Genomic DNA, 14,605 nt, shown 5'->3' with positions numbered 1-14,605 from the left:
AGCGTACCCCGGTGCTCAGTGGCTCAGTGCCGCCCGGATTTTCGGGGCCGAGGCCCGCGCCCACGCCGACGGCAGTTCCCGCTCCGTCTCCGCGGCCGCGGCCTCCTCGCGGCCGTGGAGAAGTCCCCAGGTGAAGGCGGACTCGCCGGCGGCGTGGGCCTGGACCGCCAGCTCCCGGAGGGTCGCGCGGGCGACCACCGCGTCCTGGTGTTCGCCGAGGAGGCTCTGGACGGCCTTCACGCGCTTGGCGAGCTTCTTCGCGGGCTTCCCGAGGGTGGGGCGGGCCGCATCGGCGGCGTACCGGGCGCGCTTGGCCGCCTTGCGGGCCGCGTGGAGGGCGAGGTCCCGGTCGTGGCCGGGGTCGAGGGCGAGGGCGTGCTCGACGCGGCCGGCGAGACGGTCGTGGTCCTTGAGGACGGCGCGGGCGAGGACCTTGCGGGCGTCGCGCTTGGCGGCCCCGCGCAGGGGCGGGTCGGCGAGCAGCGTGTCGAGCGCGTCGAGGAGGGCCAGGTGGCGGGCGGAGTCCAGGGCGTCGAGGGCCCGGTGCCGGGCGGCGCCGCCGCGGGCGGCGGCCCAGATCCGCAGCCGGGCCCTGACGGGGCCGAGGCGGAGGGTCTTGGGGACCTCGTCGATCCGGGTGCTCAGCCGCTCGGCGAGCACCTCCTGGTCGCGGGCGGCGCCGAGCTCGCCGGCGAGCCACTTCAGCTCCTCGCCGAGGGGGTCGGTGACGTCCCGGTCGAGGACGGCTCGGTACGTCTTGAAGGCGCTGCGCAGCCGTCGGCAGGCGACGCGCAGTTGATGCACGGCGTCGGGCAGGTCGCGCCGCACGGCGGGGTCGAGCGCGACGATCGCCTCGACCTGCTCGCGCACATAGCCGAGCACGGCGGCGCCGGCGGTGCCGGGTTTCCCGGGGGTGGCCGGCGGGCGGGGGGCCGCGCCCGTCTCCTCCAGGGCCCTCGCCAGTTTCGAGGGGGCCTCCGAGGGGACGATGCCCGCCTTCTTCAGGCGTTTCCCGATGGCGTCGAGGATCGTCTCGTCGTCGGTGCCGTCGGCGAGCTCGACCTCGATCTCGGTCCAGGAGGCCTCTCCCCCGCCCAGGAGGTTTTCCGCGTGGACCGTGTCCACGGAGAGTTCCGCCAGGAGGGTGCCGTCCGCGGCGAGGAGGTGGCGGACGTCGCGGGAGGAGTGGAGGTGGACCGCGGGGGCGACTTCCGCGTGGCGGACGCGGGAGCGCAGGAGCCCCGCGAGCGCACCCGGCAGGGTGTCGCTCAGCGGGGCTCTGATCTCGTCGCGGACGCCCACGGCGACGGGGAACTTCACGTGCCAGCCGGCGTCGCTCCCGCCGGTGCGGCGGCGGAGGGTCAGCCCGTCGGCCGCCAGGCGCAGGTCGGGGGTGTCGTAGTAGACGGCGTCGAGTTCCATGACGCCGTCGTCCACGACGGACGCGACTCCGGGGACGCGGGTGAGGTCCGGGAGTCCGGTGCCTCCGGTGGCTTCGTACTTCCGCTCGATCTCGCGCTTCGTCTCCGCCATAGCTCGAATCTAGTCGCGGTCACGCCGTCATGGGCCGCTGTACCCGGATCGACTGGAGCAGTCCGATCGCCACCCATACGGCGAACATCGACGAGCCGCCGTACGAGACGAACGGCAGCGGCAGTCCGGCGACGGGCATGATGCCGAGCGTCATGCCGATGTTCTCGAAGGACTGGAAGGCGAACCAGGCGATGATCCCGGCCGCGACGATCGTGCCGTAGAGCTCGGTGGTCTCGCGGGCGATCCGGCAGGAGCGCCAGAGGATGACGCCCAGGAGGACGAGGATCAGTCCGGCGCCGACGAAGCCGAGTTCCTCTCCGGCGACCGTGAAGACGAAGTCGGTCTGCTGTTCGGGGACGAACTGGCCGGTGGTCTGGGAGCCCTTGAAGAGGCCGGCGCCGAGGAGGCCGCCGGAGCCGATGGCGATGCGGGCCTGGTTGGTGTTGTAGCCGACGCCGGCCGGGTCGAGGTCCGGGTTGGCGAAGGCCGCGAAGCGGTTGATCTGGTACTCGTCGAGCATGCCGAGCGCGGTGACGAGGACCGCGCCGAGGACGCCGGCGCCGATGAGGCCGAGGACCCATCGGTTGGAGGCGCCGGAGGCGAGCAGGACGCCGAGCACGATGACCGCCATGACCATGACCGAGCCCAGGTCGGGCATCAGCATGACGATGCCCATGGGGAGGGCGGCCAGGCCGAGGGCTTTGGCGACGGTGCGGTGGTCGGGGTGGAGCTGGTCGCCGGCGTCGACCTTGGCGGCGAGGAGCATCGCCATGACCAGGATGATCGTGATCTTCACGAACTCGCTGGGCTGGAGGGAGAAGCCGCCGCCGACGACGATCCACGCGTGGGCGCCGTTGATGGTGGCGCCGAGCGGGGTGAGGACGGCGAGGATCAGCACGATCGAGAGGCCGTAGAGGATCGGCACCGCGCCGCGCAGGGTGCGGTGGCCGAGCCAGATCGTGCCGATCATCAGGGCGAGCCCGATGCCGGTGTTGAGCACGTGCCGGAAGAGGAAGTAGTACGGGTCGCCGTTGTTGAGCTCGGTGCGGCCGCGGGTGGCGGACCAGACGAGCAGCGAGCCGATGCCGGAGAGGGCGAGCGCCGAGAGCAGGATGGGCCAGTCGAGCCGGCGGAGCACCGAGTCGCGGGCCGCCAGCTTGGCGAGGGTTCCGCGCTCGGGTGCGTACCGGGAGACGGAGAAGCCGTGGGGTGCGGTCATGCGTCCTGTCCTCCTCAGTCCCGGTGCCGGGCCGCGGGCGGGCCCGCGAGGGTCTGGTCGTCGTCCGGCTTCTTGGTGGCGGCCGGGTCGGGGGTCTTCGGGGGCGCGTCCGGGTCGATCTTCCCGACCTCGGGGTCGTACGGCTTGATCTTCGGCGCGTCGATGGAGCCGTCGGCCTCGATCTTCGGCAGGGCCTTCTGCGGCGTCGGCAGCAGGGCCCGCTTGAGGTCCTGGTTGCCGGCGTCGTCGAGTCCGTAGAGCGCGTCGTAGATGTTGCGCACGGCGGGGCCGGAGGCGCCGGAGCCGGTACCACCCTGGGAGATCGTCATGACGATCGCGTAGTCCTTGGTGTACGTGGCGAACCAGGAGGTCGTCTGCTTGCCGTAGACCTCCGCGGTACCCGTCTTGGCGTGCATCGGGATCTTGTCCTGCGGCCAGCCGCCGAATCGCCAGGCGGCGGTACCGCGGGTGGCGACTCCCGCGAGGGCTTCCTCTATCAAGCCGCGGGTCTCCTCCGTCATCGGGAGTTTGCCGTGGGACTTGGGCTTGATCTCGGTGACCTTCTTGCCGTCGGGGCTGATGACCGCCTTGCCGACGGTGGGGTTCCAGAGGGTGCCGCCGTTGGCGATGGCGGCGTAGATGGTGGCCATCTGGATGGGGGTGACGAGGGTGTCGCCCTGGCCGATGGAGTAGTTGACGGAGTCACCGGCGCGCATGAGGTTGCCTTCGAGGCAGTTCTCGTAGGAGAGCTGCTGGACGTAGGTGCCGCCGCGCTTGCCGATCTTGCACCAGTAGTCCTTGTTGGCCGCCCAGAAGTCCTGCTTCCACTTGCGGTCGGGGACGCGGCCCGTGACCTCGTTGGGGAGGTCGATGCCGGTCTCGGCGCCGAGGCCGAACTGATGGGCCGTCCTGTAGAACCAGTCCTTGGCGTCCTTCTTCGGCTTCATGCCGCCGTCGTTGAGCCACTGCTGGTGGGCGAGGGCGTAGTAGACGGTGTCGCAGGAGACTTCGAGGGCCTGGCCGAGGGTGATGGAGCCGTGGCCCTGGGACTCGAAGTTCTTGAAGACCTGGCCGCCGATGGAGTACGAGGAGGGGCACGGGTAGTGGCCGTTGAACTCGTATCCGGCGTTGACGGCGGCGGTGGTCGACATGACCTTGAAGATGGAGCCGGGGGCGGCCTGGCCCTGGATGGCCCGGTTGAGGAGCGGGAAGTTGGAGTCCTTGCCGGTGAGGGCGGAGTAGTCCTTGGCGGAGATGCCGCCGACCCAGGCGTTGGGGTCGTAGTCGGGCTGCGAGGCCATGGCGACGATGCGGCCGGTCTTGTTCTCCATGACGACGACGGCGCCCGCGTCGGCCTTGTAGTTCTCGCTGGTGTTCTTGTCGTACGTCTTGCGGGCTTCCACCATCGCGTTGTGCAGCTCCCATTCGGCGACCGCCTGGACGCGGGCGTCGATGGAGGTGACGACGTTGGAGCCGGGGACGGCGGGGTCGCTCTTGGCCTGGCCGATGACGCGGCCGAGGTTGTCGACCTCGTAGCGGGTGACGCCGGCCTTGCCGCGGAGTTCCTTGTCGTAGGTGCGCTCCAGGCCGGAGCGGCCGACCTGGTCGGAGCGGAGGAACGGCGAGTCGGTGTCCTTGGCCTTCTCGATCTCGGCGTCGGTGACGGGCGAGAGGTAGCCGAGGACCTGGGAGGTGCGGGACTTGCCGGGGGCCGGGTAGCGGCGGACGGCGGTGGGTTCGGCGGTGATGCCGGGGAAGTCCTCGGCGCGCTCGCGGATCTGGAGGGCCTGCTGGGTGGTGGCCTCGTCGGTGACGGGGATCGGCTGGTAGGGCGAACCGTTCCAGCAGGGCTTGGGCGTCTTGGAGTCGCAGAGCCGGATCTTGTTGATGACGTCCTGCGGCTTCATGTCGAGGACGTCGGCGAGCCGGGTGAGGACGGCTTTGCCGCGGTCCTCCATCTTCATCAGCTCGGTGCGGGACGCGGAGACCACGAGGCGGGTCTCGTTGTCGGCGAGCGGGACGCCGCGGGCGTCGAGGAGCGAGCCGCGGACGGCGGGCTGGACGACCTGCTGGACGTGGTTGTTCTTCGCCTCGTCCGTGTACTCCTTGCCGTTGCGGATCTGGAGGTACCAGAGCCGGCCGCCCAGGGTGAGGAGCAGGGAGAAGACGAGGATCTGGATGACGACGAGCCGGATCTGGACCCGGGGGGTCCGCCCTGTCTCGGGGATGTTGCTCATGCTGCCGGTGCCCCCTCGGTCACGGTCGCTCGGCTCCCTTGATGCGTCCGGTCGTCACAGTCGCTTGACTCCCTTGATGCGTCCGGCCCGTGAGGCGCGGCTCCGTGCGGCCTTCACGCGCAGGCCCCCGCGCTGGGCGCCGATCCTGAGGCCGGTGCCGGAGGAGAGCCAGCCGGAGGCGACGTCGGCGCCGTTGCCGCCGCCGGCGTCGGCGAGCGGGTCGTTCTCGGCGCGGCGGGCCAGGGCCATGATGAGCGGCACCGTGAAGGGCGCGAGGAGCAGGTCGTACACGGCCGCGGTGAACAGCAGGAAGCCGAGGCCGACATGGCGGGCGGCGGTGTCGCCGACGAGGGCGCCCACGCCCGCGTACAGGAGCGTGGAGCCGAGGGCCGCGGCGACGACGACGGCCATGGGGCCGGTCGCGGAGGTCAGCCGGCCGTTGTCCGGCTTCGCGAGGCCGACGAGGTAGCCGATGACGCAGAGCACGAGGGCGTAGCGGCCGGCGGCGTGGTCGGCGGGCGGGGCGAGGTCGGAGAGCAGGCCGGCGGTGAAGCCGATGAGGGAGCCGCTGACCGGTCCGTAGACGAGGGCGAGGCCGACGACGGTGAGGAGGACGAGGTCGGGGACGGCGCCGGGGAGCTGGAGGCGGGCGAGGACGGAGACCTGGACGACCAGGGCGACGACGATCAGGGTGGCGGAGAGGAGGATGCGGTTGAACTTCACGGTGTCACGCCCCCCTGGTCCTGCTGCGCCTGCTGGTTCTGACCGTCGTTCTGATTCTGGCCCTGGTTCTGCTGGTTCGCCTGTCCGTCCGGTGGCGGCGGTGTGACCGTGACGGTGACGGTCGGTGCCGGCTTGGGCTTCTGCGGCAGGACCGTGTCGCGGGGGTCGGAGCGGGGGGCCTGGACGACGACGCCGACGATGTCGAGCTTGGTGAAGCCGACGTACGGGCGGACGTAGATGTTGCGGGTCAGGCCGCCGCCCGAGGGGTCGACGCGGACGACCTCGCCGACCGGGACGCCGGGCACGAAGGGCTTGTCGGCGCGGGAGCCGAAGGTGACGAGCCGGTCGCCGGGCTTGACCTTGGCCTTGCCGTTGAGGAGCTGGACGAGGAGCGGGCTGTCGCCCTGGCCGGTGGCGAAGCCGAGTTCGTCGCTCTTCTCCATGCGGGTGCCGACGGTGAAGTCGGGGTCGTTGGCGAGGAGGACGGTGGAGGTGGAGGGGCCGACGGTGGTGACGCGGCCGACGAGACCGGAGCCGTTGAGGACGGTCATGTCCCGCTTGATGCCGTCGCGCGCGCCGACGTCGATGGTGACGGTCCAGGAGAAGCCCTGGGCCGCTCCTATGGCGATGACCTGGGCGCCCTTGATGCCGTACTGCCCGGCGCCGGCGGTCTTGAGCATGGCGTCGAGCTCGCGCAGCCGGTTGCGGTTGCGGTCGTCGCTGCCGAGCTTCGCCTTGAGTTCGGCGTTCTCCTTCTCCAGGGCGGCGATCCGGGTGTGCCGCTCGCCGGAGTCCCGTACCGCGCCTATGGCGTTGCCGACGGGATCGACGGCGGCCGCCACACCGTTCTCGACGGGCCCGAAGACCGCGGCTGCGGCCTGTCGGGCACCGTCGACGGGTGACTCCTGACCGCCGCGGATGTCCACCGTGATCAGTGCGAACGCGATGGCGATCAGCAGCACCAGGAGCAGCCGGCTCTCTCGTGTGTCCCTCACGTGCGGCGGCCGTGCCTTTCCTCGTGGTTCGGTTGTTCGGCTGTACTACTGCGGTGGTGCGGTTCTAGCGGCGCGGCTGGGCGTCCAGGACCTGCTGGAGGGCCTCGAACTCCTCCACGCACTTGCCGGAGCCGAGCGCCACCGAGTCCAGCGGGTCCTCGGCGATGTGGATCGGCATGCCGGTCTCGCGCCGGAGGCGCTCGTCGAGGCCGCGGAGCAGAGCACCGCCACCCGTGAGAACGATGCCGCGGTCCATGACGTCACCGGAGAGCTCCGGCGGGCACTTGTCGAGGGTGGTCTTCACGGCGTCGACGATTGCGTTGACCGGCTCCTCGATGGCCTTGCGGACCTCGGCGGCGGAGATGACCACGGTCTTGGGCAGACCCGAGACGAGGTCGCGGCCGCGGATCTCGGTGTGCTCGTCCTTGTCGAGGTCGTACGCGGAGCCGATGGTGATCTTGATCTGCTCGGCGGTGCGCTCACCGAGGAGGAGCGAGTACTCCTTCTTGATGTGCTGGATGATCGCGTTGTCCAGCTCGTCGCCGGCGACCCGGATGGACTGTGCCGTGACGATTCCGCCGAGGGAGATGACGGCGACCTCGGTGGTGCCGCCACCGATGTCGACGACCATGTTGCCGGTGGCCTCGTGGACGGGGAGGCCCGCGCCGATGGCCGCGGCCATGGGCTCCTCGATGATGTGCACCTGGCGGGCGCCGGCCTGGGTCGACGCCTCGATGACGGCGCGGCGCTCCACTCCGGTGATGCCGGAGGGCACGCAGACGACGACGCGGGGGCGGGCCAGGTAGCGGCGCTTGTGGATCTTGAGGATGAAGTAGCGGAGCATCCGCTCGGTGATCTCGAAGTCCGCGATCACACCGTCCTTGAGCGGGCGCACGGCGACGATGTTGCCGGGGGTCCGGCCGATCATCTTCTTCGCCTCCGCGCCGACCGCGAGGATGCCCCCGGTGTTGGTGTTGATGGCGACGACTGACGGCTCGTTCAGAACGATGCCTCGACCCCTGACGTACACCAGCGTGTTGGCGGTCCCGAGGTCGACAGCCATGTCACGGCCGATGAACGACATTGAGTTCCCCTTGATTTCCCATGGCTGAGAGTGGTGCGGCGTGGAGTTTTCCATCGTAGTGCCGCCCGCGCGAATGGCGCGCGTTGGTCCACCTCAGTACTGGTGACGGCAGGACGCGGCGATCCGTTCCCGGGATTGGCGTTCATATGCCTGGGGGCGACCGAAATTCCTTCGGTCGCCCCACAGGGTGCTTCGTTCGGCTGACTTCGCGTCAGACGAGACCCGGGAAGAAGATCTTCAGCTCACGGGCCGCCGACTCCTCGGAGTCCGAGGCGTGGATCAGGTTCTCGCGGACGATCGTGCCGAAGTCGCCCCGGATGGAGCCCGGCGCGGCGGCGATCGGGTCGGTCGGGCCGGCGAGCGTCCGCAGGCCCTCGATGACCCTCTCGCCGTCGACGACGAGCGCGACGACCGGGCCGGACTGCATGAAGCCCATGAGCGGCTCGTAGAAGGGCTTGCCCTTGTGCTCGCCGTAGTGCTGCTCCAGCGTGTCCTGGTCGAGCTCGCGCAGCTCCAGGGCCGTGATGGTCCAGCCGGCCTTGCGCTCGATACGGCCGATGATCTCGCCGATCAGACCACGGCGGACGGCGTCGGGCTTGAGCAGGACGAGCGATCGCTGGCTCACGGGGGAACTCCTTCGGAAAAACGGTGTGCGGGACCTCCGAGGCTACAGGGCCCGCACCCCCGTCGATTACGCAGCGTCAGGCCCTGCCGAGGCCTGTGCGGCCCAGCGCGCCTTGGTCTCGTCGATCCGCCGCCCGTAGTGCACCGAGGCCCACCACAGACCGGCGAAGACCGCCCCGAGGAAGAACATGGTCGGGACGAAGAAGCCGCTGAGGATCAGCCCGACCTGGAGCGCCCAGCCGAGCTGCACCCCGCCGGGCCGGGTGATCATCCCGCACAGCAGCACCGAGAGGAGCATGGCCACGCCGCAGACCCACCAGACGGTGGACGTGGCGAGACCGTCGTCCTTCATGGCGACGAGCCCGGCGAAGCCGATCACGAAGAACTCGCCGATGAGCGTCGAGGAACAGAGCACACGCATCGGTTTCAGCCCCTTCGCAGCAGCAGTCGGGCGTCGCCGACCGTGAAGATCGAACCGGTCACGAGCACACCCGCGCCGCCGAACTCGGCCTCTTCCTCCGCGAGGGTGATGGCCGCCTCGATGGCGTCGGGCAGCCGCGGCTCGACGACCACCCGGTCCTCGCCGAAGACCTCGACCGCGATCGCGGCGAGCGCGTCGACGTCGGTGGCCCGCGGGTTGGAGTTCGCGGTGACCACGACCTCCGCGAAGATCGGCTCGAAGGCCTCCAGGAGCCCCTTGGCGTCCTTGTCCCCGCTCGTGGAGACCACGCCGATGAGCCGGGAGAAGCCGAAGGCCTCGCTGATGCCCTCGGCCGTCGCCCGCGCGCCGTGCGGGTTGTGCGCGGCGTCCAGGACGACGGTCGGCGAGGAGCGGACGATCTCCAGGCGGCCCGGCGAGGCCACCTGGGCGAAGGCCCGCCGGACGGTGTCGATGTCCAGGGTCCTGGCGTGCTCGGCGCCGATCCCGAAGAAGGCCTCGACCGCCGCGAGCGCCACCGCGGCGTTGTGCGCCTGGTAGGCGCCGTGCAGCGGCAGGAAGAGCTCGTCGTACTCGCCGCCGAGTCCGCGCAGGGTGAGGAGCTGTCCGCCGACCGCGACCTCGCGGGAGACCACGCCGAACTCCATGCCCTCACGGGCCACGGTCGCGTCCGCCTCGACGGCCTTCTTCAGCAGGACCTGGGCCGCGTCGACCGGCTGCTGGGCCAGGATGACGGTCGCGCCCGGCTTGATGATCCCCGACTTCTCGGCCGCGATCTCGGCGGTCGTCCCGCCGAGCCGGTCCGTGTGGTCGAGGTCGATGGGGGTGACGACGGCGACGGAGGCGTCGATGACGTTCGTCGCGTCCCAGGTGCCGCCCATGCCGACCTCGACGACGGCCGCGTCGACCGGGGCGTCCGCGAAGGCCGCGTACGCCATGCCGGTGAGGACCTCGAAGAAGGAGAGCCGGTACTCCTCGCGGGCGTCGACCATCTCCACGTACGGCTTGACGTCCTGGTACGTCTCGATGAACCGCTCGGCGGAGATCGGGGCGCCGTCCAGGCTGATCCGCTCGGTGATGGTCTGCACGTGCGGCGAGGTGTAGCGCCCGGTGCGCAGCTCGAAGGCGCCGAGCAGGGCCTCGATCATGCGGGCCGTCGAGGTCTTGCCGTTGGTGCCGGTGACGTGGATCGAGGGGTACGCGCGCTGCGGCTCGCCCAGGACGTCCATCAGGGCCGCGATCCGGGTGACGGAGGGCTCCAGCTTGGTCTCGCCCCAGCGGGTGGACAGCTCGGTCTCGACCTCGCGCAGCGCCTTGTCCAGCTCGGGGTCCTCGGGGCGGCTGGGCACGGGGTCGCCCTGCGGCGGTCCGCCCTGCGTGCGCAGGGTACGGCTGCCGGCCTCGATCACCGCCAGGTCGGGATCACGCTGGGTCTCGGTGTCGACGATCTCGTCGAACTGGTCGTCGCTCTGGTCGCTCGGCTCGCTCACGGGGCCCAGTCTACGGAGCGGCACCGACGGGACGATGGACCCACCCCTTTCGGGACTTTCGGTCCACCGCCGGAGTGATCGCCCCGGCGAACTTGGCGATCATGGACATAGGGATCGACCTCGGCACGGCCAACACGCTCCTCTACGCCCGGGGCCGGGGCATCGTGCTCAACGAACCGTCCGTGGTGGCGGCCAGGAGGGCTCCCGGGGAGCACTCGCGGACGTGCCGCTGGACTGCGTGGCGCCGGGTTCGGGCCGGTGCGTGGAGGACTTCGACGGGCTCCAGCGGGTCCTGGGGAAGGCGGAGACGGTGCGCTGAGCTACCGGTCGAGGCCCGTCGGGAGCAGCGCCGTCACGAGGTAGCCGCCGTCCTCCCGGCGGGCCTTCAGCGTGCCGCCCATGCTCGTGACGCGCTCCTCCATGGAGAACAGGCCGGTGCCGGTCGACACGGGCGACGGGTCCGGCGGGCTCTTCGGCAGCGGGTTGCGCACCTCGATGCGCAGATCGGGTCCCGCCACGGTGATCGCGACCGTCACGGGGAGGCCGGGCGCGTGCTTGGCGGCGTTGGTCAGGCACTCCTGGACGACGCGGTGGACGGCGGCCTGCCGGAGCGGGGACAGCGCCTTGGCCTCCTCGGCGACCGTCAGCTCGACGGGGTTGCCCATCCGCTCGCTCTCCCCCGCGAGTTCGGCGAGCCCTTCGAGGCCGGGCGTCGCGGCGTCCCGGTCGGCGCGGCGCACGATCGTCTCGTTGAGCATCAGGTGGGCGCGCCGGGCGGTGTCCGCGAGCTCCTCGAAGTCCTTCTGGTGGGCCTCTCCCCTGGCCCGTACGGCGAGGACCTCGGCCCGCACCGCGAGGACGGTGAGCTCACGGCCGACCAGGTCGTGGACGTCCCGGCCGACGGAGATCCGCTCCTCCTGCACGGCCTGCCGGGCGGCGGCCTCGCGGCGCTGCGCCTCCAGGGCGCGGACGAGGTCCTGGCGGTAGGCGGCGATGCCGACGCCGGCCGCGAGGGTGCCGATCGGGACGACCAGGCTGAGGAAGTCGCTGAGGGTCTCGCCGTGCTCGGCGGGCCAGCCGGGCGTCAGGAAGAGGCCGTACGCCACGGCGACGTACAGCAGGGTCGCGACGATCGCGGCGCGGCGCCCGCGGAACCGGCCGATCGAGTACAGCGCGAACTGGATCATGGTCAGCTCGTGCAGCCAGCCCATCAGGCCGAGCGCCACGGCGTACGGCAGCCAGGGCAGCCGGCGGCGCAGCACCAGCGTGGCGGCGCCGGCCGCCAGGACCAGGGTCGCGGTGACCCCGGTGAGGGAGTTGTCGGCGCGGGCGAGCCCCGGCACGTCCAGGACCATCAGGCCGAAGGCGCTGAGCGCGGCGACGACGTCGAGGGCGCGGGGCGAGACGGCCCACCGGTCCACGCAACGGCGGAGCGCGGGGACGGTGGGGAGGCGGAGCATGCCTTCCATCATCCAGGGTCTTTCGGCCCGGGCCCATGGACTTCGGTCACAAGTCGCGTGATCTCACCCACAAACGGACAAACCCGAAAGGGGCCCGGAACCGCGGGAAGCGGTTCCGGGCCCCTCTCGTCGTACGGATCAGGCCTGCGGCAGGCTCGCCAGCTGGGCCTGGATGCGGGCGATGTCCTCGTCCGCCTTGGCGAGGCGGCCACGGATCTTGTCGACCACGTTGTCCGGGGCCTTGGCGAGGAAGGCCTCGTTGCCGAGCTTGCCCTCGGCCTGGGCCTTCTCCTTCTCGGCCGCCGCGAGGTCCTTCGCGAGGCGCTTGCGCTCGGCCTCCACGTCGATCGTGCCCGAGAGGTCGAGCGCGACGGTGGCACCGGCGACCGGCAGGGAGGCGGTGGCGGAGAAGCCCTCGCCCTCCGGCTGGAGGCGCAGGATCTGCCGGATGGCGGCCTCGTGCGCGCCGAGCGGGGTGCCGTCGAGGGCGAGGCGGGCCGGCACCTTCTGGGCGTCCTGGAGGCCCTGCTCCTTGCGGAAGCGGCGGACCTCGGTGACGACCCGCTGGACGAGCTCGATCTCCTTCTCGGCGGCCTCGTCGCGGAAGCCGCTGTCCTTCGGCCAGTCGGCGATCACGAGGGACTCGCCGCCCGTGAGCGTCGTCCACAGGGTGTCGGTGACGAACGGGACGATCGGGTGCAGCAGCCGCAGCATGACGTCCAGGACCTCGCCGAGGACCCGGCCGGAGACCTTGGCGCCCTCGCCGCCCGCGAAGAACGTGGTCTTCGACAGCTCGACGTACCAGGCGAAGACCTCGTCCCACGCGAAGTGGTAGAGCGCCTCGCTGAGCTTGGCGAACTGGAAGTCCTCGTAGTACGCGTCGACCTGAGCGACCGTCTCGTTGAGACGGGACAGGATCCAGCGGTCGGTCGCCGACATCTCGGAGGCGTCCGGCAGCGGACCCTCGATGTTCGCGCCGTTCATCATCGCGAAACGGGTCGCGTTCCAGATCTTGTTGGCGAAGTTCCGGGAGGCCTGGACCCAGTCCTCGCCGATCGGGACGTCGACACCGGGGTTGGCGCCCTTGGCCAGGGTGAAGCGCAGGGCGTCGGAGCCGTACTTGTCCATCCAGTCCAGCGGGTTGACCGTGTTCCCGAACGACTTCGACATCTTCTTGCCGAACTCGTCACGGACCATGCCGTGGAACGCGATCGTGTGGAACGGCGGCTGACCGTCCATCGCGTACAGGCCGAACATCATCATCCGGGCGACCCAGAAGAACATCAGGTCGTAGCCGGTGACCAGGACGGAGTTCGGGTAGAACTTCTCCAGGTCGGGCGTCTGCTCCGGCCAGCCCATCGTCGAGAACGGCCACAGGCCGGACGAGAACCACGTGTCGAGGACGTCGGTGTCCTGCGTCCAGCCCTCGCCCGTCGGCGGCTCCTCGTCGGGGCCGACGCAGACCAGCTCGCCGTTCGGGCCGTGCCAGACCGGGATGCGGTGACCCCACCACAGCTGGCGCGAGATGCACCAGTCGTTGAGGTTGTCGACCCAGTCGAAGTAACGCTGCGACATGTCGGCCGGGTGGATGTTGACCCGGCCGTCGCGGACCGCGTCACCGGCGGCCTTGGCGAGGGTCTCGACCTTGACCCACCACTGCATCGACAGACGCGGCTCCAGCGTCGTCTTGCAGCGCGAGCAGTGGCCGACGGAGTGGACGTACGGACGCTTCTCGGCGACGATCCGGCCGTCGGCGCGCAGGGCGGCGACGATCGCGGAGCGCGCCTCGAAGCGGTCCAGGCCCTGGAAGGGTCCGTGGACGGTGATCACACCGCGCTCGTCGAGGACCTCGATGGACTCGAGGTCGTGACGCTGGCCGATGGCGAAGTCGTTCGGGTCGTGCGCCGGCGTCACCTTGACGGCGCCGGTGCCGAACTCCGGGTCGACATGCGTGTCGGCGACGACCGGGATCGTACGGTCGGTCAGCGGCAGCTTGATCCGCTTGCCGATCAGGTGGGCGTAGCGCTCGTCGTCCGGGTGGACGGCGACGGCGGTGTCACCGAGCATCGTCTCGGCGCGGGTCGTGGCGACGACGATGGTGTCCTCGCCCTCGCCGTACTGCATGGAGACGAGCTCGCCGTCGTCCTCCTGGTAGTCCACCTCGATGTCGGAGATGGCCGTCAGGCAGCGCGGGCACCAGTTGATGATGCGCTCGGCGCGGTAGATCAGCTCGTCGTCGTAGAGCTTCTTGAAGATGGTCTGGACGGCACGGGACAGGCCCTCGTCCATGGTGAAGCGGTCCCGGCTCCACGCCAGGCCCTCGCCGAGGCGCCGCATCTGGCCGGCGATCTGCCCGCCGGATTCGGCCTTCCACTCCCAGACACGCTCGACGAAGGCCTCACGGCCCAGGTCGTGGCGGGACTTGCCCTCCTTGGCGAGCTCACGCTCGACGACGTTCTGGGTGGCGATGCCGGCGTGGTCCATGCCGGGCTGCCACAGCGTCTCGAAGCCCTGCATGCGCTTGCGGCGGGTGAGGGCGTCGATCAGCGTGTGCTCGAAGGCGTGGCCCAGGTGGAGCGAACCGGTGACGTTCGGCGGCGGGATGACGATGGTGTACGGCGGCTTCTCGCTCTTCGGGTCCGCCTCGAAGTACCCACGCTCTACCCAGCGCTCGTACAGCGGCCCCTCTACCTCGGCCGGCGCGTACTGGGTCGGCAGTTCGGTGGTGGGCGCTGTCTGCTGCTGAGTGTTCTCGGTCACGGGGCCAGTTTAGGGGTGTCCCGGTGCTGTCCTGAAACGCT

General features: G+C 70.6%; 11 protein-coding genes and 1 pseudogene. 1 reads left to right on the top strand and 11 read right to left on the bottom strand.

What is annotated here, in order from left to right; genetic code table 11:
- Positions 1 to 15: 15 nt before the first annotated feature.
- The 9 genes from ACF07V_RS13800 to ACF07V_RS13760 form a co-directional block, all read right to left on the bottom strand.
- Positions 16 to 1,533: a CHAD domain-containing protein gene (locus tag ACF07V_RS13800; RefSeq protein WP_392153967.1), complete on the bottom strand. Its 1,518-nt coding sequence runs from the start codon at positions 1,531 to 1,533 to the stop codon at positions 16 to 18.
- A 19-nt stretch (positions 1,534 to 1,552) separates the two neighbouring features.
- Positions 1,553 to 2,752 carry a rod shape-determining protein RodA gene (gene rodA / locus ACF07V_RS13795; RefSeq protein ID WP_392153965.1) on the bottom strand — a complete coding sequence of 400 codons (1,200 nt, stop codon included), beginning with the start codon at positions 2,750 to 2,752 and terminating at the stop codon, positions 1,553 to 1,555.
- Positions 2,753 to 2,766: 14 nt separating this feature from the next.
- A complete protein-coding gene (gene mrdA, locus ACF07V_RS13790) occupies positions 2,767 to 4,989 on the bottom strand; it encodes a penicillin-binding protein 2 (RefSeq protein WP_392153964.1) in 2,223 nt (740 codons plus the stop codon).
- A gap of 54 nt (positions 4,990 to 5,043) precedes the next feature.
- On the bottom strand, positions 5,044 to 5,712 hold the full coding sequence (gene mreD, locus ACF07V_RS13785) for a rod shape-determining protein MreD (protein ID WP_392153962.1): 669 nt from the start codon (positions 5,710 to 5,712) through the stop codon (positions 5,044 to 5,046).
- Complete coding sequence (gene mreC, locus ACF07V_RS13780) at positions 5,709 to 6,707, bottom strand: rod shape-determining protein MreC (RefSeq protein ID WP_392153960.1); 999 nt, start codon at positions 6,705 to 6,707, stop codon at positions 5,709 to 5,711. Before mreC ends, mreD begins: the two co-directional genes overlap by 4 nt.
- Before the next feature lie 64 nt (positions 6,708 to 6,771).
- Positions 6,772 to 7,791, bottom strand: coding sequence for a rod shape-determining protein (locus tag ACF07V_RS13775; protein ID WP_093876113.1), 1,020 nt, complete (start codon positions 7,789 to 7,791; stop codon positions 6,772 to 6,774).
- Positions 7,792 to 8,002: 211 nt separating this feature from the next.
- Entirely contained in the window at positions 8,003 to 8,416 is a 414-nt protein-coding gene (gene ndk / locus ACF07V_RS13770; protein ID WP_392153959.1) for a nucleoside-diphosphate kinase, read from the bottom strand.
- Positions 8,417 to 8,482: 66 nt separating this feature from the next.
- Complete coding sequence (locus ACF07V_RS13765) at positions 8,483 to 8,836, bottom strand: DUF4233 domain-containing protein (RefSeq protein WP_392153957.1); 354 nt, start codon at positions 8,834 to 8,836, stop codon at positions 8,483 to 8,485.
- 5 nt (positions 8,837 to 8,841) lie between these two features.
- Complete coding sequence (locus ACF07V_RS13760) at positions 8,842 to 10,344, bottom strand: bifunctional folylpolyglutamate synthase/dihydrofolate synthase (protein WP_392153956.1); 1,503 nt, start codon at positions 10,342 to 10,344, stop codon at positions 8,842 to 8,844.
- A 101-nt stretch (positions 10,345 to 10,445) separates the two neighbouring features.
- Here ACF07V_RS13760 and ACF07V_RS13755 point away from each other — a divergent pair.
- Positions 10,446 to 10,544: pseudogene (locus ACF07V_RS13755) on the top strand (rod shape-determining protein); the annotation flags it as partial.
- 120 nt (positions 10,545 to 10,664) lie between these two features.
- Here ACF07V_RS13755 and ACF07V_RS13750 read toward each other — a convergent pair.
- Together ACF07V_RS13750 and ACF07V_RS13745 are read right to left on the bottom strand one after the other, a co-directional pair.
- Positions 10,665 to 11,804, bottom strand: a complete 1,140-nt coding sequence (locus ACF07V_RS13750) for a sensor histidine kinase (RefSeq protein ID WP_392153954.1) — start codon at positions 11,802 to 11,804, stop codon at positions 10,665 to 10,667.
- 138 nt (positions 11,805 to 11,942) lie between these two features.
- Positions 11,943 to 14,564: a valine--tRNA ligase gene (locus ACF07V_RS13745; RefSeq protein WP_392153952.1), complete on the bottom strand. Its 2,622-nt coding sequence runs from the start codon at positions 14,562 to 14,564 to the stop codon at positions 11,943 to 11,945.
- Positions 14,565 to 14,605: the final 41 nt, after the last annotated feature.

The sequence above is a fragment of the Streptomyces sp. NPDC015661 genome (genome assembly GCF_043077765.1).
GTDB lineage: Bacteria > Actinomycetota > Actinomycetes > Streptomycetales > Streptomycetaceae > Streptomyces.
This window is presented reverse-complemented; position numbering and strand designations above follow the sequence as displayed.